Raw genomic sequence first — 21,840 nt, forward strand, 5'->3', positions numbered from 1 at the left:
AGCGATCACACTGGAATGCAGATTCAGGATTTCAACACCTCTGCTTTGAAGCTGAGTAAAGCGGCGTAAGCTGGTGGCCAGAGCGAAGGAGCAGCGATGAACCACACCGTCCAACCGCAGCGCGCGCTGCGAAAGGCGATGCCGCAAGCGGAGCAAAAACTATGGCGCTATTTACGCAACCGAAATGTGTGTGGCGCGAAGTTTCGCCGCCAGCATCCAGTTGGAGGGTACATCGTTGATTTTGCCTGCGTTGAGCAATCGCTGATCGTGGAACTGGATGGTGGACAGCACAATACGCCTGAAGATCAGGCTTACGATGCCCGGCGCACGGCGTATTTACAGCGCTGCGGCTGGCGCGTAATTCGCTTCTGGAATCATCAGGTATTTAATGAGTTTGAGGTGGTGATGGCGGAGATTTATCGCTGTCTGATGCTGGCGCAATGAGTGCGGTGCGGTTTTCCCCTCACCCCGGCCCTCTCCCGCAGGCGGGAGAGGGGGTAGCCTTGTGCGGGGTTTTGCTATGTGCAGGTTTGATACATGGGTGACAACGTGCGCTGTTCGGCCCTTTTTAATGCGGGAGAGTGAGTCAAGCGAACGAGGTGCATGCCTGGCTCTAAACCCAAACCCCGCACTCAGCAGTTCCCTCTCCCGCACGCGGGAGAGGGGTAGTCTTGTGCGGGGTTTTGCTATGTGCAGGCCTGGCTCTGAACCCAAACCCCGCACTTAACGGTTCCCTCTCCCGTAAGCGGGAGAGGGTTAGGGTGAGGGGCAGCGCGCACTGACCTTTACTTCACCGGCATACCCGGCTGGGCACCGCTATCCACTGTCAGCACAAAGCTGCGCTTCTGGAATCATCAGGAGTTTAATGAATTTGAGGCGGTAATGGCGGAGATTTATCGCTGTCTGATGTTGGCGCGATAAGCGCGGTGCGGTTTTCCCCTCACCCCAGCCCTCTCCCGCAGGCGGGAGAGGGGGTAGTCTTGCGCGGGGTTTTGCTATGTGCAAGTCTGGCTCTGAACCCAACCCCCGCACTCAGCGGTTCCCTCTCCCGCAGGCGGGAGAGGGTTAGGGTGAGGGCCAGAGCGCACCAACCCTTACTTAACCGGCATACCCGGCTGGGCACCGCTATCCACTGACAGCACAAACAGATCTTTGCCGCCAGGGCCGGCAGACAGCACCATGCCTTCGGACACGCCGAAACGCATTTTGCGCGGCGCCAGGTTAGCGACGATGATGGTCATCTTGCCCACCAGCACCGACGGATCCGGATAAGCGGCGCGAATGCCCGAGAAAATCTGGCGCTTCTCGCCACCCAGATCCAGCTGCAGACGCAGTAGCTTATCGGAACCTTCTACCAGCTCAGCCTGCTCGATCAGCGCTACGCGCATGTCGACTTTGGCGAAGTCATCAATGGTGATGGTCTCGCCAATTGGTGCATCGGCCAGCGGACCGCTTGCCGCCGGCTGGTTCGCCGCTGCTGCGTCCTCTTTCGAAGCCGCAATCAGCGCCTCCACTTTTGCCATCTCAATACGACCATACAGCGCTTTAAACGGCGCTACGCTGTGGTTGAGCAGCGGCTGCGCAATGCCATCCCAGTTCAGTTCGCTTTGCAGGAAGGCTTCTGTGCGCTCGCTCAGCGACGGCAGCACCGGCTTCAGCCAGGTCATCAGCACGCGGAACAGGTTGATACCCATAGAGCAAATCGCCTGCAGGTCGGCATCGCGGCCTTCCTGTTTCGCCACCACCCACGGTGCCTGCTCGTCAACGTAGCGGTTGGCCAGGTCGGCCAGCGCCATGATCTCGCGGATCGCACGGTTGTATTCGCGGCTGGCCCAGGCTTCACCGATCTTCTCTGACGCATCAACAAAGGTCTGATACAGCGCCGGATCTGCCAGTTCGCTTGCCAGCTGGCCGTTAAAGCGTTTGGTGATAAAGCCGGCGTTGCGTGAGGCGAGGTTCACCACTTTATTAACGATGTCAGCGTTCACGCGCTGGACGAAATCTTCCAGATTAAGGTCAATATCGTCGATGCGCGAAGAGAGCTTGGCCGCGTAGTAGTAGCGCAGGCTGTCGGCATCGAGATGCTGCAGCCAGGTGCTGGCTTTGATGAAGGTACCACGCGATTTCGACATCTTCGCGCCGTTCACCGTGACATAACCATGCACAAACAGGTTGGTCGGCTTGCGGAAATTGCTGCCTTCCAGCATCGCTGGCCAGAACAGGCTGTGGAAATAGACGATGTCTTTGCCGATGAAGTGATACAGCTCGGTGCTGGAATCTTTCTTCCAGAACTCGTCGAAATCGATGTCGCCGCGTTTGTCGCACAGGTTCTTGAACGACCCCATATAGCCGATTGGCGCATCCAGCCAGACGTAGAAGTATTTGCCCGGCGCGCCAGGGATCTCGAAGCCGAAGTACGGCGCATCGCGGGAGATATCCCACTGTTGCAAACCGGCTTCAAACCATTCCTGCATCTTGTTCGCCACCTGCTCCTGCAGCGCGCCGGAGCGCGTCCACGCCTGCAGCATCGCGCTGAAGGACGGCAGATCGAAGAAGAAGTGTTCAGAATCGCGCATCACCGGCGTCGCACCTGACACCACCGATTTCGGCTCAATCAGCTCGGTCGGGCTGTAAGTCGCGCCGCACACTTCGCAGTTATCGCCGTACTGATCGGGCGATTTACATTTCGGACAGGTGCCTTTGACGAAGCGGTCAGGCAGGAACATGCCTTTTTCCGGATCGTACAGCTGCGAAATGGTGCGGTTTTTAATGAAACCGTTCTCTTTCAGGCGCGTGTAAATCAGCTCAGACAGCTGGCGGTTTTCGTCGCCGTGCGTGGAGTGATAATTGTCATAGCTGATGTTGAAACCCGCGAAATCGGTCTCATGCTCCTGCTTCATTTCCGCAATCATCTGCTCCGGCGCGATACCCAGCTGCTGGGCTTTCAGCATGATCGGCGTGCCGTGGGCGTCGTCCGCACAGATGAAGAACACCTGATTGCCACGCATTCGCTGGTAACGGACCCACACGTCAGCCTGAATGTGTTCAAGCATGTGACCTAAGTGGATAGAGCCGTTTGCGTACGGCAGGGCGCACGTTACCAGTAGTTTTTTAGCGACTTGAGTCATAATTTGCGTAGCATTCCGTGAATAAAAAATCGGGCTTAGATGTTAACCGAAGCACCCTCTGGCGTAAACACAGCAGCTCGGCCACGTCACTTTTAGCGCCTATCTGATATGATTGATGGCACACCGCCATCGTCTGGCGTCATGACTAAATAAGGAGTTGGGATGACCGCACAATCCCGGGACCATCATTCACCTGAAGCGTTGCGCGCCGTGGTTATCGGCGTGCTGAGCGAGTTTGAGCATCCGACGTTGCAACACAATCTGACTACCCTCAAAGCGCTGCGCCACGTGGCGCTGCTCGACGACAAGCTGCACATTGAACTGGTGATGCCATTTGCCTGGGCCAGCGCGTTTGAGGCGCTGAAAGCCCAGACCAGCGCGGAACTGCTGCGCCTGACCAACACGCGCGCCATCGACTGGCGGCTGCGTCATGACATCGCCACCCTGAAACGCGTGAAAAATCAGCCGGGCGTCAACGGCGTGAAAAACATCGTCGCCGTCAGCTCCGGTAAAGGTGGCGTGGGCAAATCCAGCACTGCCGTGAATATGGCGCTGGCGCTGGCGGCCGAAGGAGCGCGCGTCGGTATTCTTGATGCGGATATTTACGGTCCGTCGATCCCGGACATGCTCGGCACCGAAAAGCAGCGTCCCACCTCGCCGGATGGCACGCACATGGCGCCGATCATGGCGCACGGCCTGGCAACCAACTCTATCGGCTATCTGGTGACCGACGATAACGCCATGGTGTGGCGCGGACCGATGGCCAGCAAGGCGCTGATGCAGCTGCTGAATGAAACGCTGTGGCCGGATCTCGATTACCTGATTCTGGATATGCCGCCGGGCACCGGTGACATTCAGCTGACGCTGGCGCAGAACGTGCCGGTGACCGGCGCGCTGGTGGTGACCACGCCGCAGGACATTGCGCTGATTGATGCGCGCAAGGGCATGGTGATGTTCGAAAAAGTCAGCGTGCCGGTGCTGGGCGTGGTGGAAAACATGAGCATGCACATCTGCAGCGAATGCGGCCATCACGAGCCGATTTTTGGTACTGGCGGTGCGCAGAAGCTGGCTGAGGATTATCACACCCGCCTGCTGGCTCAGCTGCCGCTGCACATTAATCTGCGCGAAGATCTCGACGATGGTGAACCGACCGTGATTCGCCGTCCGGAGAGTGAATTCACCGCGCTGTATCGTGAACTTGCGGGCCGGGTTGCCGCCCAGCTTTACTGGCAGGGTGAGGTGATTCCGGGCGACATCGCCTTCCGCGCGGTTTAAGCCTTAGCTGCCGCTGGTGCGTGACGCCAGCGGCAGGTGCATCAACACGTACTGGCCCTGTTCACTCTCTCCCAGCGCTTCGCGCTGCCAGCCGTGCTGCTGATAAAACTGCAGCGCCGCTTCGTTCTGTAGCAGACATTTCAGCGCGCCGGTGGAGGTAAAACGCTGCTGCACCGCGTTCAGCAGTGCACTGCCGACGCCCTGGCCCTGAAAGGCCGGATCAACATACAAACTGTGCAAAAAATTATCGTTGTCCATTACGCCAGCAAAGCCTGCGCGGTGGCCATCGATCTCCGCCACCAGTACCGTTTCACCGGGAATAATCGCGTCGAAATCTTCAAGCTGCCAGTCGTCGCCGGCCAGCCATGTCCAGTTATGACGGCGCGCCGCGAGATACAGCGTGCGTAGAAAAGGGCGGTCGGCTTCTTCAAAAAGACGAATTTTCACTTCCAGACTCCATAACGAGTAAGCGGGCACGTTTTGTAGCGGCGTTGTGCACGCAGTAAAATCGTGCAGCAAAGATGATTGAATGTTTATAAAAAAATAGCAGTTGCCGTGCGCAAAGATAAAGCCTGTTAACTCTGCGGCTTTTCTGTGTAGAATGCCGCGGCAAGCCGCATCAAATCTGGCGTCGGCACTTTGATAGCTTTTGATTATCTGATTGATAACGTCTGCATATTAGAAGTTGGCCCGAAAATTATGTAGCCTGCATCACATCTTTTTAACGGAGGTCACCCATGTCTATCATCAATACCAAAATCAAACCGTTCAAAAACGCTGCATTCAAAAACGGCGAATTCATCGACGTAACCGAGAAAGACGTTGAAGGTAAATGGAGTGTTTTCTTCTTCTACCCGGCTGACTTCACCTTTGTATGCCCGACTGAACTGGGTGACGTGGCAGACCACTACGAAGAGTTCCAGAAACTGGGCGTAGACATCTACTCCGTTTCAACTGACACGCACTTTACCCACAAAGCCTGGCACGGTTCTTCAGACACCATCGCGAAAATTCAGTATGCGATGATCGGCGACCCGACCGGTGCTCTGACCCGTAACTTCGAAATCATGCGTGAAGCTGAAGGTCTGGCTGACCGCGGTACTTTCATCGTTGACCCGGAAGGCATCATCCAGGCCATCGAAATCACTGCAGAAGGCATCGGCCGTGACGCATCTGACCTGCTGCGTAAAGTGAAAGCGGCTCAGTACGTGGCTTCTCACCCAGGTGAAGTTTGCCCGGCTAAATGGAAAGAAGGCGACGCAACGCTGGCTCCATCACTGGACCTGGTTGGCAAAATCTAAGTCACCTACGCCCTTTGATCTTTCTTCCATCGGGTGCTGCGGCACCCGATTTTCTTCACAGGAACTCACTATGCTCGACACCAATTTAAAAACCCAGCTCAAGGCCTACCTTGAGAAACTAACGAAACCGGTTGAGTTGATTGCCACACTGGACGATGGCGCAAAATCCGCAGAGATCCGTACTCTGCTGACCGATATCGCGAGTCTGTCTGATAAAGTCAGCTTCCGTGAAGAGAACGATCAACCGGTACGTAAGCCATCATTCCTGATTACTAACCCTGGCAGCCACAGCGGTCCGCGCTTTGCCGGTTCGCCAATGGGCCACGAATTTACCTCACTGGTGCTGGCTCTGCTGCAGACCGGTGGACATCCGTCGAAAGAGGCGCAGAGCTTGCTGGATCAGGTTGTTGCGCTGGACAGCGACCTGCATTTCGAAACCTATTACTCTCTGTCGTGCCACAACTGTCCGGACGTGGTACAGGCACTGAACCTGATGGCAGTGCTCAATCCGCGCATCCGTCATACCGCCATCGACGGTGGCATGTTCCAGAACGAGATCACCGAACGCAACGTCATGGGTGTGCCGGCGGTTTACCTCAACGGTAAAGAGTTCGGTCAGGGTCGCATGAGCCTGGCAGAAATCGTCGGTAAGGTAGACACCAACGCGGATAAGCGTGCGGCTGAAGAGCTGAACAAGCGTGACGCCTATGAAGTGCTGATCGTCGGCAGCGGCCCGGCGGGCGCTGCGGCGGCCATCTACTCGGCGCGTAAAGGCATCCGTACCGGCCTGATGGGCGAGCGCTTTGGCGGCCAGGTGCTGGACACCGTTGACATTGAAAACTACATCTCCGTGCCGAAAACCGAAGGGGCGAAGCTCGCCGGTTCTCTGCGTGCGCACGTTGATGACTATGACGTTGACGTGATCGACACCCAGAGCGCCATCAAGCTGATTCCGGCAGCGAAAGAGGGTGGCCTGCACGCCATCGAAACCGCTTCTGGCGCAGTGCTGAAATCACGCAGCATCATCATTGCTACCGGCGCACGCTGGCGCAACATGGGCGTTCCAGGCGAAGAGCAGTATCGCACCAAAGGTGTTACCTACTGCCCGCACTGTGACGGCCCGCTGTTTAAAGGCAAACGCACGGCGGTGATCGGCGGCGGTAACTCCGGCGTTGAAGCGGCCATCGATCTGGCCGGTATTGTCGAGCACGTTACGCTGCTGGAGTTCGCCAGCGAAATGCGCGCCGATAAAGTGCTGCAGGATAAACTGCGCAGCCTGAAAAACGTCGATGTGATCCTGAACGCGCAGACCACCGAAGTGAAAGGCGACGGCAGTAAAGTTACCGGTCTGACCTACATCGACCGCAATAACCAGACCAGCCACGAACTGGCGCTGAGCGGTATCTTCGTTCAGATTGGTCTGCTGCCCAACACTAACTGGCTGGAAGGCGCGGTAGAGCGCAACCGCATGGGCGAGATTCTGATCGACGCCAAAGGCGAAACCAGCCTGAAAGGCGTATTTGCCGCCGGCGACTGCACCACGGTGCCGTACAAGCAGATCATCATTGCCAGCGGGGAAGGGGCTAAAGCGTCACTGAGCGCGTTTGATTACCTGATCCGCACCAAACCGGCTGAATAAGTTTTGCGATAGCCACGCAAGCGCCCTGCAACCTGTGTTGCGGGGCTTTTTTTTAACCCAGCCAGCGACGCGCCTGTTCATCGCTGATATCGCGATAATAAATTTTATGGATGCGCTCGCCGCAGCGTTTGCATTCGGCTTCGAGGTACGTGGAGTACCGGTAACGGCCGCCGGGGGCAACGGCGCCTTGACGGGAAATGGTGATATTGTGCCAGTGGTGCGCGTGCGGAAGAAAACTGAATAAAGTCATTAGCGATTCCGGGTGAAGGTGAAACAGCGGTCTTCAAATCCGGAAGGGAATTAGGCCGTGTTACGCCGCCGGCCGGTTTGATATTAATCAAGTTGCGCGCTTTCTTTTGTTTATTTCCCGCATACTGCCCCGGCAGATTAAATTAACTATCCTGATGAATTTTAGGGCTTTTGGGAAAATTGATCTCCGTCGAATTGTTTATATTTTCCTGATGATCAAAAAATTATGAAAATTGATGGCGCACGTATTTTTGCTTATCGTTGTCCGGCAAAAAAAAGTGCCCCTGCCGCAGGATTTACAACTTTAAGCTGACCCTTTATGCTGTGAAGGCACGTCTGACACGGACGTGCATGACTCGGGGTGCCCTTCTTTGTGAAGGCTGAGAAATACCCGTAATACCTGATCTGGATAATGCCAGCGTAGGGAAGTCAGATGCCTGACCGCATTCGCCTTCCTGATTGCCGGTTGGGAGCCTTATGACACAGCCTGACCCTCTTTCCCCGGCGCAACTCGCGCACTCTCTGCAACTGCTGCGGCAGCAGGCACCGCTGGTGCACTGTATGACCAACGACGTGGTGCAAACTTTTACCGCCAACGTGCTGCTGGCACTGCAGGCTTCGCCCGCGATGGTGATTGATGGCGATGAAGCGGCGCAGTTTGCCGGTTTTGCCGATGCGCTGCTGATCAACGTCGGTACGTTAACCCGTGAGCGCCGCGATGCGATGCTGGCGGCGGTACAGGCCGCTAACCAGGCCGGCACACCGTGGACGCTCGATCCGGTGGCGGTAGGCGCGCTAACCCTGCGTACGGAATTCTGTCAGCAGCTGCTGAGCCTGCGACCGGCGGCCATTCGCGGCAACGCTTCAGAGATTCTCGCCTTAGCCCACCAGGCCACGGGCGGACGCGGTGTGGATAGCGTGCATCAGGCCGATGCCGCACTGAACGCCGCGCAGCAGCTGGCGCAACGCTGCACGACTATCGTTGCGGTAACCGGCGAAGTCGATTACGTCACCGATGGCCGCCATACGCTGGCGATTCCCGGCGGCAGCCCGCTGATGACGCGCGTGGTCGGCACCGGTTGTGCGCTATCCGCCGTAGTCGCGGCGTGCAGCAGCCTGCCGGGCGAGCGTATCCAGCACGTGGCAGCGGCCTGCCGCTTGATGTCGCTGGCCGGTGAGCAGGCCGCGCGCAGCGTGGCAGGGCCGGGCAGCTTCGTCGCCGCTTTTCTCGATGCGCTGTGGACGCTGGAGGTGGCGGCATGAAACGCATCAATGCATTGACCATTGCCGGCACCGATCCCAGCGGTGGCGCGGGTATCCAGGCGGATCTGAAAGCCTTTTCCGCGCTCGGCGCGTACGGCACCAGCGTGATTACCGCGCTGGTGGCACAGAACACCCGCGGCGTGCAGTCGGTGTATCGCATCGAACCGGCATTTGTTGCGGCGCAGCTCGACTCGGTGCTGAACGACGTGCGCATTGACGCCGCGAAAATCGGTATGCTGGCGGAGACGGCGATCGTCGAGGTGGTGGCAGAGAAGCTGAAACGCGCCAGCCTGCCGTTTGTGGTGCTGGATACGGTGATGATTGCCAAAAGCGGCGATGCGCTGCTGTCGCCCGATGCGGTAGCCAGCATTCGTGAACGGCTGCTGCCGCAGGTATCGCTGATCACGCCCAACCTGCCGGAAGCCGCGGCGCTGCTGGGTTGCCGCATGGCGCAGGACGAGGCGAGTATGCTGCAGCAGGGCGATGCGCTGCTGGAACTGGGCTGCGAAGCGGTGCTGATGAAGGGCGGTCATCTCAGCGATGCGGAAAGCCCGGACTGGCTGATCACCCGCGCCGGCCGCCAGCGCTTTACCGCGCCGCGCGTTAACACCCGTCATACGCACGGCACCGGCTGCACGCTGTCGGCGGCGCTGGCGGCATTGCGACCGCGCCATGCGGACTGGGCGGGCACCGTAGCGGAGGCCAAGGCCTGGCTGCAGCAGGCGCTGCTGCACGCCGATTCGCTTGAGGTCGGCCACGGCATTGGGCCGGTGCATCATTTCCATCAGTGGTGGTAGGGCGTAACGCCAGATTGCCGTTTTTTCACTGCGTATCCGTCTGAAAAATGGAGTCAGCAATTTGCCAGCCTGGCGCGTTTCGGTCCAGGCTGTGGGGGCGAATCGGCAGGTGCCGGTTCTTTTCCAGCCATTTATCAGGAGCGAACATGACGGACATCGTACAGTTATTGGGTAAAGAGGCGGATACGCTTCTTCAACATCGCTGCATGACCATTCCAGCGGACAGCCTTTATTTGCCGGGCGCGGATTATGTCGATCGCGTGATGATTGATAACAATCGTTCTCCTGCGGTACTGCGCAATATGCAGACGCTCTACAACACCGGCCGTCTGGCGGGTACCGGCTATCTGTCGATTCTGCCGGTGGATCAGGGCGTCGAACACTCTGCCGGCGCCTCGTTCGCTGCCAATCCGGCCTATTTCGACCCGAAGAATATCGTCGAGCTGGCGATTGAAGCCGGCTGTAACTGTGTGGCATCAACCTATGGCGTGCTGGCCTCCGTGTCACGTCGCTACGCGCACCGCATCCCGTTTATGGTCAAGCTGAACCATAACGAAACCCTGAGCTATCCCACGCAGTATGACCAGACGCTCTACGCCAGCGTCGAGCAGGCGTTCAACATGGGCGCGGTTGCGGTCGGCGCCACCATCTATTTTGGTTCTGAGCAGTCACGCCGGCAGATCGAGGAAATTGCAGCGGCCTTCGAGCGCGCGCACGAGCTCGGCATGGTGACGGTGCTGTGGGCTTATCTGCGCAACAACGATTTCAAGAAGGATGGGGTGGATTATCACGCCAGCGCCGATTTAACCGGTCAGGCTAACCATCTGGCGGCCACCATTGGTGCCGACATTGTGAAGCAGAAAATGGCGGAGAATAACGGCGGTTATAACGCGGTGAAGTTTGGCCACACCGATGAGCGCGTGTACAGCAAGCTGACCAGTGAGAATCCGATCGACCTAGTGCGCTACCAGCTAGCCAACTGCTACATGGGCCGCGCCGGGCTGATTAACTCCGGCGGTGCTTCAGCCGGTGCGACCGATGTGGCAGAGTCGGTGCGTACGGCGGTAATCAATAAACGCGCCGGCGGCATGGGGCTGATTCTCGGGCGCAAGGCGTTTAAGAAGTCGCTGAAAGAGGGCGTGGCGCTGATTAATGCGGTGCAGGATGTGTATCTGGCGAAGGATGTGACGATTGCCTGATGGTGTGAGGTGCGTTTTTTCACCCTTACCCTCACCCTAACCCTCTCCCGCGAGCGGGAGAGGGGACTGTTTTGTGCGGTTTTTTAATGCGTTAATTCTCTGACAGCTTACTGAAACAGCTCCCTCTCCCGGTGGGAGAGGGCCGGGGTGAGGGCATCACACCGCACCGCATCACACCGCACCGCACCGCATCACACCGCACCGCACCGTATCAAACCGCATCGCACCACACCACAAGCTCAAAGCACCCCAAAACACTACGGCCCTTCAAACCATTCGCTGTTGCGCTCGGCAATCGGCGTGATGGTCAGAATCATCTCCTGCAGATGTCGCCGCATCGCCTTCTCCGCCGCATCGGCATCTTGCGCTTTCAGCGCGGCAAAAATCTCTTCGTGCTGCTGAATCAGGCTCTCCGGCGGCGACACTTCGCTCAGCGTCAGAAAGCGCACGCGGTCCATCGTCGCTTTAATGTTCTCCACCGTCTCCCACGCCAGCAGGCAGTCAATGCCTTCGGCAATCAACCGGTGAAACTCATCATCGAGCGCCAGAAACGCCTGGCTGTCGTGGCGTTCCGCTGCCAGACGCTGCAGCTGCAGATTGTGTTCCAGCGCCATCAGTCCGGTGGCAGCGATCTCCAGCGCGGCGCGGCGAACCACGGCGATCTCCACCGCTTCACGGATGAAACGGCCGTCGGCGACGCGCTGGGCGGAGATTTTGCGCACGAAGGTGCCGCGCTGCGGCAGGACCTGCACCAGGCCGGCTTCCGCCAGTTTGATAAAGGCTTCCCGCACCGGCTGCCGCGACACGTTGAAGCGCGCCGACACTTCTTTCTCCGACAGCAGCGAGCCCGGATGGATCACGCAGGTCACGATATCCTTCCGCAGATAGCGATAAATCTGCTGATTTACCGGTTCGCTGGTGGTTATGGTATAGGCAATCGACATGCAGCAATATCCGTATTACGGCTGGCCGCCGCCAGCCCGATGAGAAAGCGTCAGTCTAATCAGCACGCTGCGTCTGCGCTACACATTTGTGCAGGCGGCTTAGCCTTCTGTGACCAGCGCCTGCACCGTGGCGCGTGCACCGGTAAGCCGCAGCTGCTGATACAGCTCGGTAAGACGCGTAACAAACACTGAGTGATAACGTAAATCGTCGCCGAACACCGCCTGCAGGCGCAGTAAGGCCTCAACGCGCTGCGGACCCTCCTCGCTATTGGCAACAATGCTGGCCAGCTGCGCGCTGAGCGGATCGCGAATCTCAATCGCCGCACCCTGCTCATCGACGCCGCTGATATAGCGCATCCAGCCTGCTACGCCCAGCAGCAGATAATCACAGGCCGTCCCGTTACGCAGATGCCAGCGCACGCTATCCAGCAGGCGCTGTGGCAGCTTCTGCGTGCCGTCGGTGGCGATTTGATAAGTGCGATGTTTAATCGCCCGGTTTTCGTAACGGGCGATCAGCGAGTCGGCATAGGCGACCAAATCAACATCCTGCGTGCGCAGCGTGGGTGCCTGATCCTGCAGCATCAGCGCGCGCGCCGCCTGACGAAAATTGGCATCGGCCATGCAATCGCTGATGTGCTGATACCCGGCCAGATAGCCGAGATAAGCCAGGAACGAGTGGCTGCCGTTGAGCATGCGCAGCTTCATCTCTTCGTACGGCAGCACATCACGCACCAGCTCCGCACCGGCCTGTTCCCACGCCGGGCGGCCGCTGACGAAGTTATCTTCAATCACCCACTGGAAAAAAGGTTCGGCCTCCACCGCCACCGGATCGCGACTGCCCAGCCGCGCTTCCAGCGTCGCGAAAGCTTCATCGGTCATCGCCGGTACGATGCGATCCACCATGGTTGAGGGAAAGGTGAGGTGGGTCTGAATGTAATCCGCCAGCGCCGGGCTGCGACGCTGCGCCAGCTGGGTTATCACATTGCGCGTAACGTGGCCGTTCTCCGGCATGTTATCACACGACATCACGCTAAACGGCGGCAGATCGCGCTGGCGACGGCGTTCAATCGCCGCCAGGATCACGCCGGGCAGCGAGCGCGGCGCGTCAGGATGCGCCACATCGTGCACGATGTCCGGATGCGTCAGGTCGAGCTGGCCGCTCGACGGCAGCGAACAGTAGCCTTTTTCCGTGACCGTCATCGACACGATGGCGATTTCCGGCTGGCTCATCGCTTCAATCACCGCCTCAATACCGTCACTTTTCGCGTGCAGCGCCTGGGTAATTACGCCAACAATGCGCGTGTGCAGGCTGTCGTCGGCCATTTCGGTCACGCTGTACAGCAAATCCTGCTGGCGCAGAGCGGCGATCAGCGCGCCGCTGTTGAGATTCACTTCGCAGTAGCCCCAGTCGCTGCCGTGCTGCGCCAGTTGGTCAGTGGCCAGCGCCTGATGCGCGCGGTGAAAGGCACCAAAACCGATGTGCACCATGCGGGTTTTCAGCTGGCTGCGGTCGTAAGTGGGGCGCTGTACGTCAGCGGGAAGGCGATCGGGTTGTAACATGCATAATCCTTGTGGCAAACGGGGCGCGGCGCCCCGGCAGAGTCATTCGATTAAACGGAAACCGGTTTGTCGCTGGCTTTCGGGCTGCGAATCACAAACAGCACCAGCAGCGCACCAAGGGCCGCCACCACGCCCGCCAGCACAAAGGCGCTGTCAAATTTGCCGGTGTGCTGCACGATGAAGCCGGTAACGATCGGGCCGATAATGCCGGACAGGCTGCCAATCAGGTGAATAAAGCCGCTGATGCTGCCGACGCGGCTCTTGTGCACCACATCCTGAATAATCGCCCAGTAAATGGCACCGGTGATGTAGAGGAAGAAGATGGAGATCGACATCATGATCACCGCCGAATTCACCTCTTTGATGGTGCCCGCCAGCGCCACACATATCGCTGCCGCCAGCAGCGACACTACCAGCACAATCTTGCGTGATAGCAGCAGCTTACCGGTAATATTAAAGATTTTATCGGAAATCCAGCCGCCCAGCGCCAGGCCAACGAAGCCGACAATCCACGGGATCATGGTAGTGATGCTCATGGCTTTGATATCCAGCCCGTGCGCCTGCACCAGATAGGCCGGGAACCAGCTCAGGAAGAAGAACAGAATGTAGTTGTAGCAGAAGAAGGCGAAGGCGGTGACGAGGATAATCGGCTGACGCAGATAGTAGCCCATGCCGTGCGCTTTGCCGTCCGCGTCGATGATATCCGCCGGCTCTTCCGCTTTCAGTTTCTCTACCAGCGCGCGCTCCTGCGCAGAAACGCGCTTACTGCGCGCCGGATTATCGGCGGCGAAGAAGAACCACAGCGCCATCCACACCAGACCAATCAGGCAGATCACCACAAACGCCGGACGCCAGCCGAAGGAGAGCGCCAGGTAGCCGACAATCGGCCCGGCGACCGCGCCGCCGAGCGGAGAGCCGGCGCTCAGCAGGCCCATGGCGGTGGCAGCCTGCTTTTTCGGGAACCAGCCGTTGATGGCTTTGTTGGCCGAGGCGCAAATCGGACCTTCCGCCATGCCGAACAGCACGCGCAGAATCATCATCGACCAGAAACCGGTCGCCAGCGCGGTCATGCCGCAGAACAGCGACCACAAGCCGACGGCGGTGCCGAGCACAATCGTCGGGCCAAATTTATCGGTGGCCAGGCCGCCAATAAAGTTGAACAGCGCATAGCCGAAGAAGAAGCTGCCGAAGATCAGGCCGAACTGCTCGGCATTGATCATCAGATCTTTTTCCACCAGCGGCACGGTGAGCGACAGGGCAATACGATCGAGGTAGTTGATCATATAAACCAGGAACAGCAGCAGTACGAGGGTCCAGCGTAGATTCTTCAGCATAGAAACTCCGTTTCCCTGTTCTTCTTCAGGCTGCAGCATCACGGGGAGATGACCTTGATGACCGCGGCGCTGCGCCTGATTTATGCAGGGGATTATTGTTGTGGCCGGCGGGTACGCACCGGCGTCAGGGACATCTGGTGTGGCGCCTCACTCAATCCATTTGCAGGATCACTTTGCAGCAGGTGCACGGGTCTTGTTCAAATAGCGTCATGGCGCGCTCGATCTGCGCCAGCGGGAAATAGTGGGTGACCAGTTTCTCCGGCTGGATCAGCCCCTGTTCCAGCCACGCAATTACCTGCGGGAAGCGGTTGCTGTTCAGGCGCGAGGTAAACAGCGACAGCTCTTTGCTGGTCAACGCCTGCTGCGTCAGGCTGCACGGCTCAGCAGAAAACCCGAGCAGGCCGATGCGCGCCGCCGGCGAGGCCAGCGCAGCCGCTTCAGCGAGGATCGCCGGATGGCAGGCGGCGTCGATAATCAACGTCGGCTGAACGCCTTCCAGCTGCGCCGCCAGCGGGATCTCGCTGTTGTTGAACAGGCGATCGGCACCGTTTTGCTGCGCCAGCGCCAGCCGCTCCGGCAGGCGGTCGACCACCAGCACCTGCTGTACGCCGTACACGCCTTTCAGCACCTGAATGGCGGTCAACCCCATCGGACCGGCACCGTAAATCAGCGCCACATCCTGTGGCTGCGGTTTGAGGAACGCCGTGATATTCGCGGCAATGGTGAAGGGCTCAACCAGGCTGGCGAGTTGGTCGGGAATGCTCGCCGGCAGGCGATGAGCATTTTGGGCTGGTGCCACCGCATACTCGCTGAAGCCGCCGTCGCGGTGGACGCCAATCACCTGCAACGACTGACAGACATTAGGACGGCCAACGGAGCAGGGATAGCAGTGGCCGCAGCTCACCACCGGATCGACCGCCACGCGCTCGCCCAGCCGACTGGCATCAACGTCCTGTCCGACCGCGTCAATCACGCCGAAGAACTCATGGCCGATGACGCGCGGATAGCGGGCAAATGGATTGTGACCGTGCCAGATGTGCACGTCAGAGCCACAGATGCTGGCAAATTTCACTTTTACCCGTACTTCATCAGCGGCGGGCTGCGGCAGCGCGCGCTCGGCCAGCAGCAGTTTGCCCGGTTGTTCAATCACCACACTTTTCATCATTCACTCCTGGCTGGTGGCCTGAAGGCGCGGCACACCAGTAATAACGCGACAGTAATGACGAAAAAATACGCGCAATAATACTACCATACAAGTTGCTGTTGCAGAGTTGTGAACGCAATCACAGAGCGGATGGGGTAGTTGTAAAGAGAGGTTTAAGAATGGCGTTGCGGTGCGCATCACTGCGCACCCTGTAACGTCGTTACCCGGATTACAGGGTCGGCATTCAGGGCGACCGGAATAAACGCAGCAAAATGACAGGCCTGCGGCGATCGACGGCTCGCTCGCCGCGTAACATCACGGCTGCCGTAGCGTCACCGCGCTGAGCGTGCGCCACAATAACTCTTTATCCTGCGGTGACACATTACGCTGCTGAATGTCGCGCATAAATTCGGCCTTCTCTGGTGCCTGCAGCGTCGTGCCCTGTTTCAACTGCGCGGCAAGCTGCGTCAGAATCGCGTCGCTGTAATGACCAATGCTTTTGCGCACCTCATCCAGCGGACGCGGCTGCCAGTGCGGCTCCGGCGTCGCCAGCCAGTCGGCTCGATAGCGATACTGCACCGCTTTCGCCACATCCATCTGTGCCTGAATAAACGGCTGTACCGTGGCATCGTCCAGGCCCAGCTGACGCGCTTCCGCCAGGGCTTTGTCCAGCACCTTACGCTCCTGACCCAAATCTTCAATCGGCTGATGATGCTGCGCTTTATAACCCGCCACATCCTTCATGTAAGACAAACGCGTGTTAATAAGCTGGCCCGGCGAAGGACTGCTGAGTTCTGCCGCGGCGGCGGAACAGCTGCAAATCAGCAGCGCTAACGTGGCCGATCGTAACTGCATTTCCATACTGATGCTCCCAATGTTCAACCCAGGCGCTGGATCTGCGCGAGGCTCAGGCTAAGACAAAATAATGACATGACAAAGTACAGGGTGAAAAATTATCTTGTTTTTTAATCTACCAACTAGTAGGTTTGTTTTCCAGCGCCTTTTGCCGCAATGTTATTGCGCATCAGGTTGAATGATTTCTGGCACAGGGCTGCCGCTGAGGCAGCGCTTATCATCAAAAGGAACACTCCATGACGGTCTTATCACATTACAAACGCCTTTCACTGCTGATTGCCGGTTCACTGCTGGCTGGCGCCACGCTGTCGCCGGCGATGGCGGCAGAGATGGCGGGGCAAAAAGTGCAGGTACGTGGCGTTGTTGAATCGGTAAACGGGCAGCAGCTCACTATCAAGTCACGCGAAGGATCGGAGGTCAGCGTGGCCATGAAGCCAGGCGCGATGGTGTCTGCGGTGGCGAAGGCCAGCATCAGCGACATCAAAAAGGGCGATTACGTGGGCATTGCCTCGCTGCCGAAAGCAGGCGGCGGAGATGGCGCGCTCGAAGTGCTGATTTTCCCGGCGCAGCTGAAAGGTGCAGGCGAGGGCAACTTCAGCTGGGATCTGAAGCCGGGCAGCTCAATGACCAACGCCACAGTCGCCAATAGCGTTACCTCGGTGGATAACAGCGAAGTGACGGTGAGCTATCACGGCCATCAGAAAAAAATTGCCATTCCGGCCGGTACGCCGGTGGTGACGCTGGCGGCGGCCACCCCGGATGACCTGAAACCCGGCACCACGGTGTTTGTTCCTGCCGAGAAAGGCGCCGACGGTAAGCTCACCGCAGGCAATATCATTGTCGGCAAAAACGGCGTAGTGCCGCCGATGTAATCCGGCTCCAGCCAGGCCTCGCCTGGCTGGTAAGGGGCTCGATGATGCAACAGCCTTCACCTTCCCGCAGTAAAACGCTGATTCGTCGTCATTCGCTGCTGGTGCGCGTGACGCACTGGGTCAACGCCCTGTGTTTTGCCGTACTGCTGATGAGCGGACTGCAAATCTTTAATGCGCATCCGCGTCTGTATGTCGGCCTGTATGGCGCGGACCATGAGCAGCCGGTGTTTGAAATCGGCAATCGTCAGCAGCAGGGATTTGTCCGGCTCGGCTCGCTGCAGCTGAATACCACCGGCGTGCTCGGTGTCTCGAAGCTGGAGGGCACGCTCACAGCGCGCGCGTTCCCCGGCTGGATGACGCTGCCGTCGTGGCAGGATTTGGGAGCCGGTCGCCACTGGCACTTCTTTTTTGCCTGGCTGCTGCTGTTCAACGGCGTGATTTATCTGCTGCACGGTTTCTGGCACCGGCACTTTCGCCGCGATCTGTTGCCCGACCGTCAGCAGTTGGGCGCCCGTCATTTGTGGCAGGAGATTTGCGACCACGCCCGGCTGCGCTTCGCCCGCGGTGAAGCGGCGCGGCGCTATAACGCGTTGCAGAAACTCAGCTATCTGCTGGTGATCTTCATACTGCTGCCGCTGATGCTGCTCAGTGGATTAACCCTGTCGCCAGCGCTGGATGCGGCGCTGCCGTTTTTACCCGATCTGTTTGGCGGCCGTCCCACGGCGCGCACGGTGCACTTTGTCACCGCCACGCTGCTGGTGCTGTTTGTGCTGGTGCATGTGGTGATGGTGCTGGTGTCAGGCGTGTTCAATAACCTGCGTTCGATGATCACCGGCCGTTACGCGATCGACAAAGAGGATACCCCATCATGAAAATCGAGCTGTCGCGTCGCCGCCTGCTGCTGGGCGCGCTGTCCGGCGCCGGCGCGGCGCTGCTGAGCGGTTGCGATCAACTGACGCAAAACGACACGGTCAGCGGCTGGCTCAATCAGACCGAGCGGCTGACGCGTGCCAGCCAGCGCCTGCTGGGCGGCCAGCGGCTGGCACCGGAGTTCAGCGAGGCCGATATTTCGCCGCTGTTCCGCGCCAACGGCACGCAAATGCCCGACTCCGACGAGTATGCGCGTTTGCTGGCGAACGGGTTTGCCGACTGGCGGCTGCGCGTCACCGGGCTGGTGCAACAGCCGCTGAGTTTATCGCTCAGCGATCTGCAGCGGTTCCCCAGTCGCACGCAGATTACCCGGCACGACTGCGTGGAGGGCTGGAGCGCGATTGGCAAATGGCAGGGCGTACCGCTCGGACTGGTGCTGGATGCGGCGCGCCTGCGGCCAGGTGCCCGCTACGTAGTGTTCCTGTGTGCCGACGAACTGGAGCAGACGCTGGACGGCAGCGGGCGCTACTACGAAAGTATCGATCTGCAGGATGCGTGGCATCCGCAAACGCTGCTGGCCTACCGTATGAACGATCAGCCGCTACCGGTCGCGCACGGTGCGCCGCTGCGTCTCCGGGTCGAGCGCCAGCTCGGTTACAAGCACGCCAAGTATCTGATGGAAATTAAAGTGGTGGATTCGTTTGCCCAGCTGTGGGGCGGACGCGGTGGCTACTGGGAAGATCGCGGTTACGAGTGGTATGGCGGTATCTGAACGTCAGAACGCAGAAAAGCAAAAAGCCTGCTTTAAAAGCAGGCTTTTCTAAATCTGGCTCCTCTGACTGGACTCGAACCAGTGACATACGGATTAACAGTCCGCCGTTCTACCGACTGAACTACAGAGGAATCGTTTGGAACGGGGCGCATATTATCGGGCAGGCTGTGGCTTGTCAAAGCTCTTTTTCACAATTTTTTCTGACTGCTGAATAAAGCGTCAATTGCCCGACGCGGGCCCGCGCGATGGCGCGAATTAGCGCCAGCACTGCGCCTGATTGTGAGAGATGTCACCAATGCTATGCAAAATTACATTCTGATTTGTCGCTTCTGTCAGATACCTCGCATGTATGATCACAGATATTTCATTTTTCCGTTGTCGCCGCCCAAAACGAAACATATATTCCGGGAAACTCATCCCCGTGAACCGCAGGTGCAGCATGAACAAAGTCAGAATCGGTATGATTGGCAGTGGATATATTGGGCGTTGTCACGCGATTGCCTATGCGCAGGCACCCACGGTGTTCGCCCTGAAGGGTGAGATTGTGCGCGAGATGCTGGCAGAGGTGAATTCGGCGCTGGCGGCGCAGCAGGCGGCGACGTTTGGCTTTGCCCGTTCGACGGGCGACTGGCGCGAGCTGGTACGCGATCCGCACATCGACGTGGTCGATATCTGCGCGCCCAATTTCCTGCACAAAGAGATGGCGCTGGAGGCGATTCGCCACGGCAAGCACGTCTACTCCGAAAAGCCACTGTCGCTCTCGGTGGCCGATGCCGAAGAGATGGTGCAGGCGGCAGAGCAGGCGGGAGTGAAAACCCTGGTAGGCTTTAACTACATGAAAAACCCCACCAGCCAGCTGGCACGGGAGATTATCGCGCGCGGTGAGATCGGCGAGGTGGTGCACTTTTACGGCACCCATAACGAAGATTATCTGGCGCGCGCGGAGACGCCGCTCGACTGGCACTGCCAGAAAGCGCTGGCCGGTCTCGGCGCGCTTGGCGATCTGGCGGCGCATATCGTCAACATGGCGCACTATCTGGTCGGTGATATTGATGAGGTGAGCGGTGACATGATGACGGTGATCAAACAGCGACCGGATCCGAAGGCGCCGTCACGTCTGCTGCCGGTGGAAAATGAAGATCAGGCCAGCGCGCTGCTGCGCTTTAAAAATGGTGCGCACGGCGTGATTGAAACCTCGCGTATCGCCTGCGGCAGCAAGATGGGGCTGACTTATGTGGTGACCGGCACCAAAGGCACGCTGCGCTACACGCAGGAGCGCATGGCTGAGCTGGAACTGTATCTGCACGACGATCCGGCCGGTCGCCAAGGCTTTAAAACCATTCTCACCGGTCCGGCGCACCCGGATTACGCCAGCTTCTGCGTCTCGGCCGGTCACGGCATCGGTTTTAACGATCAGAAAACGGTCGAGATTCGCGATCTGATCAACGGCATCGCCGCCGGCGATCGCATGTGGCCGGATTTTGCCGAAGGGCTGCAGGTGCAGAAGGTGCTGGAAGCCGTGGCGATTTCCGCCGTGGAGCGCCGCTGGATGAAGGTGTGATGCAGAGCGTCAGCCGCAGACGCACGTAACCGGTCGCCATCAATGGCGACCCTACACGGTGCGTGCAGGGATGGCGAGCCTCACAGGGTGCGCATTTATGCGCACCGGGATAATGCAGGAATTTTCCAATGATTACGCCAGCAACGCACACTGCGGTGGCAGGCGGCAGCTCAACGCACCGGGCTGCACCTCAATCACAAACTCGCTGCCGGACAGCGGCTCGCCGTCGAGGTTAAAGGTCATCTCATGCGGTGAACGGATGGTCAGCGACGTCAGCTGTGCCGCGACAATGTTCGGGTTTTCGTCGTCGCGCGTCAGCGAGTGCAGCAACGTTGGCAGCAGCTCCTGGGCGGTTACGATGCTGAGATTGAGCTGTCCGTCATTGATCAGCGCTTCCGGACATAACCGCTGCCCGCCACCGGCCTGACGGCCATTGCCAATGCCAATCACCAGCGCGTCACCCTGCCAGTGAAAGCCCGGTCCGCTGATTTCGCAGCTGTCCGGCTTCAGGGCATCAACGCGCATCAGGCCATGGATAAAATAGGAGACGCCGCCCAACGCCGATTTCAGTTTCTCCGGCGTTTCGGTGGTGATGCGCGTGCCAAAACCGCCGGTCGCCATGTTGATGAAGTAACGGTCGCCGTTCACCCGCGCCAGATCGATGGCCGTGGCTTTGCCCAGTACCGCCAGCCGCAGTGCCGCTTCCATTTCTGCCGGGATACCGGCGCTGGTAGCAAAATCGTTGGCGGTGCCAAGCGGTAAAATCCCCAGCACCGGCCGCTGCGCTGGCGGCAGGGCGGCCAGCGCGGTGGCAATCTCATTGATGGTGCCATCGCCGCCGCCAGCCACCACGGTTTCCGCCTGCAGCTGCAGCGCTTCCTGCACGTAGCGGTCACCGTCGCCTTTTTCCCAGGTCACGCGCACTGCCAGGTTAAAGCCTTCGTCGCGCAGGGTATTCACGGCGGCACGCAACTCTTCATTGCCTGCGCCTTTTCCATTCAGAATCAGCAAAGTGAGGGGTTTATTTTGCATTATCGCTTCCCTGATGAGTAAGACAGAGCTGTGGTTATAGCATAG

At 58.7% G+C, this 21,840-nt stretch carries 20 protein-coding genes, 1 tRNA gene and 1 riboswitch; of the genes, 11 read left to right on the forward strand and 10 right to left on the reverse strand.

The features are described 5' to 3' along the window. Positions 1 to 96 precede the first annotated feature (96 nt). Positions 97 to 444 (forward strand): endonuclease domain-containing protein, encoded by a 348-nt coding sequence (locus C1N60_RS07275; protein WP_394521585.1) that lies wholly within the window; start codon positions 97 to 99, stop codon positions 442 to 444. A 650-nt stretch (positions 445 to 1,094) separates the two neighbouring features. Here the strand turns inward: C1N60_RS07275 and metG are convergent. Beyond that, positions 1,095 to 3,128: a methionine--tRNA ligase gene (metG, locus tag C1N60_RS07280; protein WP_104093094.1), complete on the reverse strand. Its 2,034-nt coding sequence runs from the start codon at positions 3,126 to 3,128 to the stop codon at positions 1,095 to 1,097. A gap of 162 nt (positions 3,129 to 3,290) precedes the next feature. Between metG and apbC the strand changes: the two genes are divergently transcribed. After that, entirely contained in the window at positions 3,291 to 4,403 is a 1,113-nt protein-coding gene (apbC, locus tag C1N60_RS07285) for an iron-sulfur cluster carrier protein ApbC (RefSeq protein ID WP_058757266.1), read from the forward strand. A gap of 3 nt (positions 4,404 to 4,406) precedes the next feature. Here the strand turns inward: apbC and C1N60_RS07290 are convergent, their stop codons facing one another. Then, the gene (locus C1N60_RS07290; RefSeq protein WP_058757267.1) at positions 4,407 to 4,850 is read right to left on the reverse strand and encodes a GNAT family N-acetyltransferase; all 444 of its coding nucleotides are present in this window, start codon (positions 4,848 to 4,850) and stop codon (positions 4,407 to 4,409) included. Between the two features lie 290 nt (positions 4,851 to 5,140). On the opposite strand from C1N60_RS07290, the gene ahpC reads away from it, so the two are divergent. Then, positions 5,141 to 5,704 carry an alkyl hydroperoxide reductase subunit C gene (gene ahpC / locus C1N60_RS07295; RefSeq protein ID WP_010617942.1) on the forward strand — a complete coding sequence of 188 codons (564 nt, stop codon included), beginning with the start codon at positions 5,141 to 5,143 and terminating at the stop codon, positions 5,702 to 5,704. Positions 5,705 to 5,774: 70 nt separating this feature from the next. Beyond that, a complete protein-coding gene (gene ahpF / locus C1N60_RS07300) occupies positions 5,775 to 7,343 on the forward strand; it encodes an alkyl hydroperoxide reductase subunit F (protein ID WP_058769944.1) in 1,569 nt (522 codons plus the stop codon). A 52-nt stretch (positions 7,344 to 7,395) separates the two neighbouring features. On the opposite strand, the gene C1N60_RS07305 is transcribed toward ahpF, so the two are convergent. Further along, positions 7,396 to 7,593: a hypothetical protein gene (locus C1N60_RS07305; RefSeq protein ID WP_021509295.1), complete on the reverse strand. Its 198-nt coding sequence runs from the start codon at positions 7,591 to 7,593 to the stop codon at positions 7,396 to 7,398. A 346-nt stretch (positions 7,594 to 7,939) separates the two neighbouring features. After that, positions 7,940 to 8,036, forward strand: a riboswitch (TPP riboswitch). Positions 8,037 to 8,069: 33 nt separating this feature from the next. On the opposite strand from C1N60_RS07305, the gene thiM reads away from it, so the two are divergent. The 3 genes from thiM (at position 8,070) to fbaB (ending at position 10,851) form a co-directional block, all read left to right on the forward strand. After that, complete coding sequence (thiM, locus tag C1N60_RS07310) at positions 8,070 to 8,855, forward strand: hydroxyethylthiazole kinase (RefSeq protein ID WP_215480495.1); 786 nt, start codon at positions 8,070 to 8,072, stop codon at positions 8,853 to 8,855. After that, positions 8,852 to 9,652, forward strand: coding sequence for a bifunctional hydroxymethylpyrimidine kinase/phosphomethylpyrimidine kinase (gene thiD, locus C1N60_RS07315; RefSeq protein ID WP_104188485.1), 801 nt, complete (start codon positions 8,852 to 8,854; stop codon positions 9,650 to 9,652). Before thiM ends, thiD begins: the two co-directional genes overlap by 4 nt. A 146-nt stretch (positions 9,653 to 9,798) precedes the next feature. Further along, a complete protein-coding gene (gene fbaB, locus C1N60_RS07320) occupies positions 9,799 to 10,851 on the forward strand; it encodes a class I fructose-bisphosphate aldolase (protein WP_058757271.1) in 1,053 nt (350 codons plus the stop codon). 257 nt (positions 10,852 to 11,108) lie between these two features. Here fbaB and C1N60_RS07325 read toward each other — a convergent pair whose 3' ends face one another. The 5 genes from C1N60_RS07325 to C1N60_RS07345 form a co-directional block, all read right to left on the reverse strand. After that, on the reverse strand, positions 11,109 to 11,795 hold the full coding sequence (locus C1N60_RS07325) for a GntR family transcriptional regulator (protein WP_021509299.1): 687 nt from the start codon (positions 11,793 to 11,795) through the stop codon (positions 11,109 to 11,111). A 99-nt stretch (positions 11,796 to 11,894) separates the two neighbouring features. Then, positions 11,895 to 13,355: a mannitol dehydrogenase family protein gene (locus tag C1N60_RS07330; RefSeq protein WP_394521586.1), complete on the reverse strand. Its 1,461-nt coding sequence runs from the start codon at positions 13,353 to 13,355 to the stop codon at positions 11,895 to 11,897. A gap of 50 nt (positions 13,356 to 13,405) precedes the next feature. Further along, positions 13,406 to 14,689: an MFS transporter gene (locus tag C1N60_RS07335; RefSeq protein ID WP_058780333.1), complete on the reverse strand. Its 1,284-nt coding sequence runs from the start codon at positions 14,687 to 14,689 to the stop codon at positions 13,406 to 13,408. 151 nt (positions 14,690 to 14,840) lie between these two features. Beyond that, on the reverse strand, positions 14,841 to 15,851 hold the full coding sequence (locus tag C1N60_RS07340; RefSeq protein WP_394521742.1) for a Zn-dependent oxidoreductase: 1,011 nt from the start codon (positions 15,849 to 15,851) through the stop codon (positions 14,841 to 14,843). Positions 15,852 to 16,148: 297 nt separating this feature from the next. After that, positions 16,149 to 16,694 (reverse strand): chorismate mutase, encoded by a 546-nt coding sequence (locus tag C1N60_RS07345; protein ID WP_394521587.1) that lies wholly within the window; start codon positions 16,692 to 16,694, stop codon positions 16,149 to 16,151. 230 nt (positions 16,695 to 16,924) lie between these two features. On the opposite strand from C1N60_RS07345, the gene C1N60_RS07350 reads away from it, so the two are divergent. The 3 genes from C1N60_RS07350 to C1N60_RS07360 are packed head-to-tail and all read left to right on the forward strand — an operon-like array spanning position 16,925 to position 19,202. After that, on the forward strand, positions 16,925 to 17,560 hold the full coding sequence (locus C1N60_RS07350) for a hypothetical protein (protein ID WP_104093096.1): 636 nt from the start codon (positions 16,925 to 16,927) through the stop codon (positions 17,558 to 17,560). A gap of 41 nt (positions 17,561 to 17,601) precedes the next feature. Then, a complete protein-coding gene (locus C1N60_RS07355; protein WP_058757277.1) occupies positions 17,602 to 18,432 on the forward strand; it encodes a cytochrome b/b6 domain-containing protein in 831 nt (276 codons plus the stop codon). Continuing rightward, positions 18,429 to 19,202: a molybdopterin-binding protein gene (locus tag C1N60_RS07360; protein WP_021509306.1), complete on the forward strand. Its 774-nt coding sequence runs from the start codon at positions 18,429 to 18,431 to the stop codon at positions 19,200 to 19,202. The genes C1N60_RS07355 and C1N60_RS07360 overlap by 4 nt, the downstream gene beginning before the upstream one ends. A gap of 55 nt (positions 19,203 to 19,257) precedes the next feature. Here the strand turns inward: C1N60_RS07360 and C1N60_RS07365 are convergent. Continuing rightward, a tRNA-Asn gene (locus C1N60_RS07365) sits at positions 19,258 to 19,333 on the reverse strand. 308 nt (positions 19,334 to 19,641) lie between these two features. Here C1N60_RS07365 and C1N60_RS07370 point away from each other — a divergent pair. Further along, a complete protein-coding gene (locus C1N60_RS07370) occupies positions 19,642 to 20,763 on the forward strand; it encodes a Gfo/Idh/MocA family oxidoreductase (protein ID WP_282995956.1) in 1,122 nt (373 codons plus the stop codon). A 132-nt stretch (positions 20,764 to 20,895) separates the two neighbouring features. On the opposite strand, the gene yegS is transcribed toward C1N60_RS07370, so the two are convergent. After that, positions 20,896 to 21,795: a lipid kinase YegS gene (gene yegS, locus C1N60_RS07375; RefSeq protein ID WP_058757280.1), complete on the reverse strand. Its 900-nt coding sequence runs from the start codon at positions 21,793 to 21,795 to the stop codon at positions 20,896 to 20,898. Positions 21,796 to 21,840: the final 45 nt, after the last annotated feature.

The organism is Pantoea sp. SGAir0184, assembly GCF_043544755.1.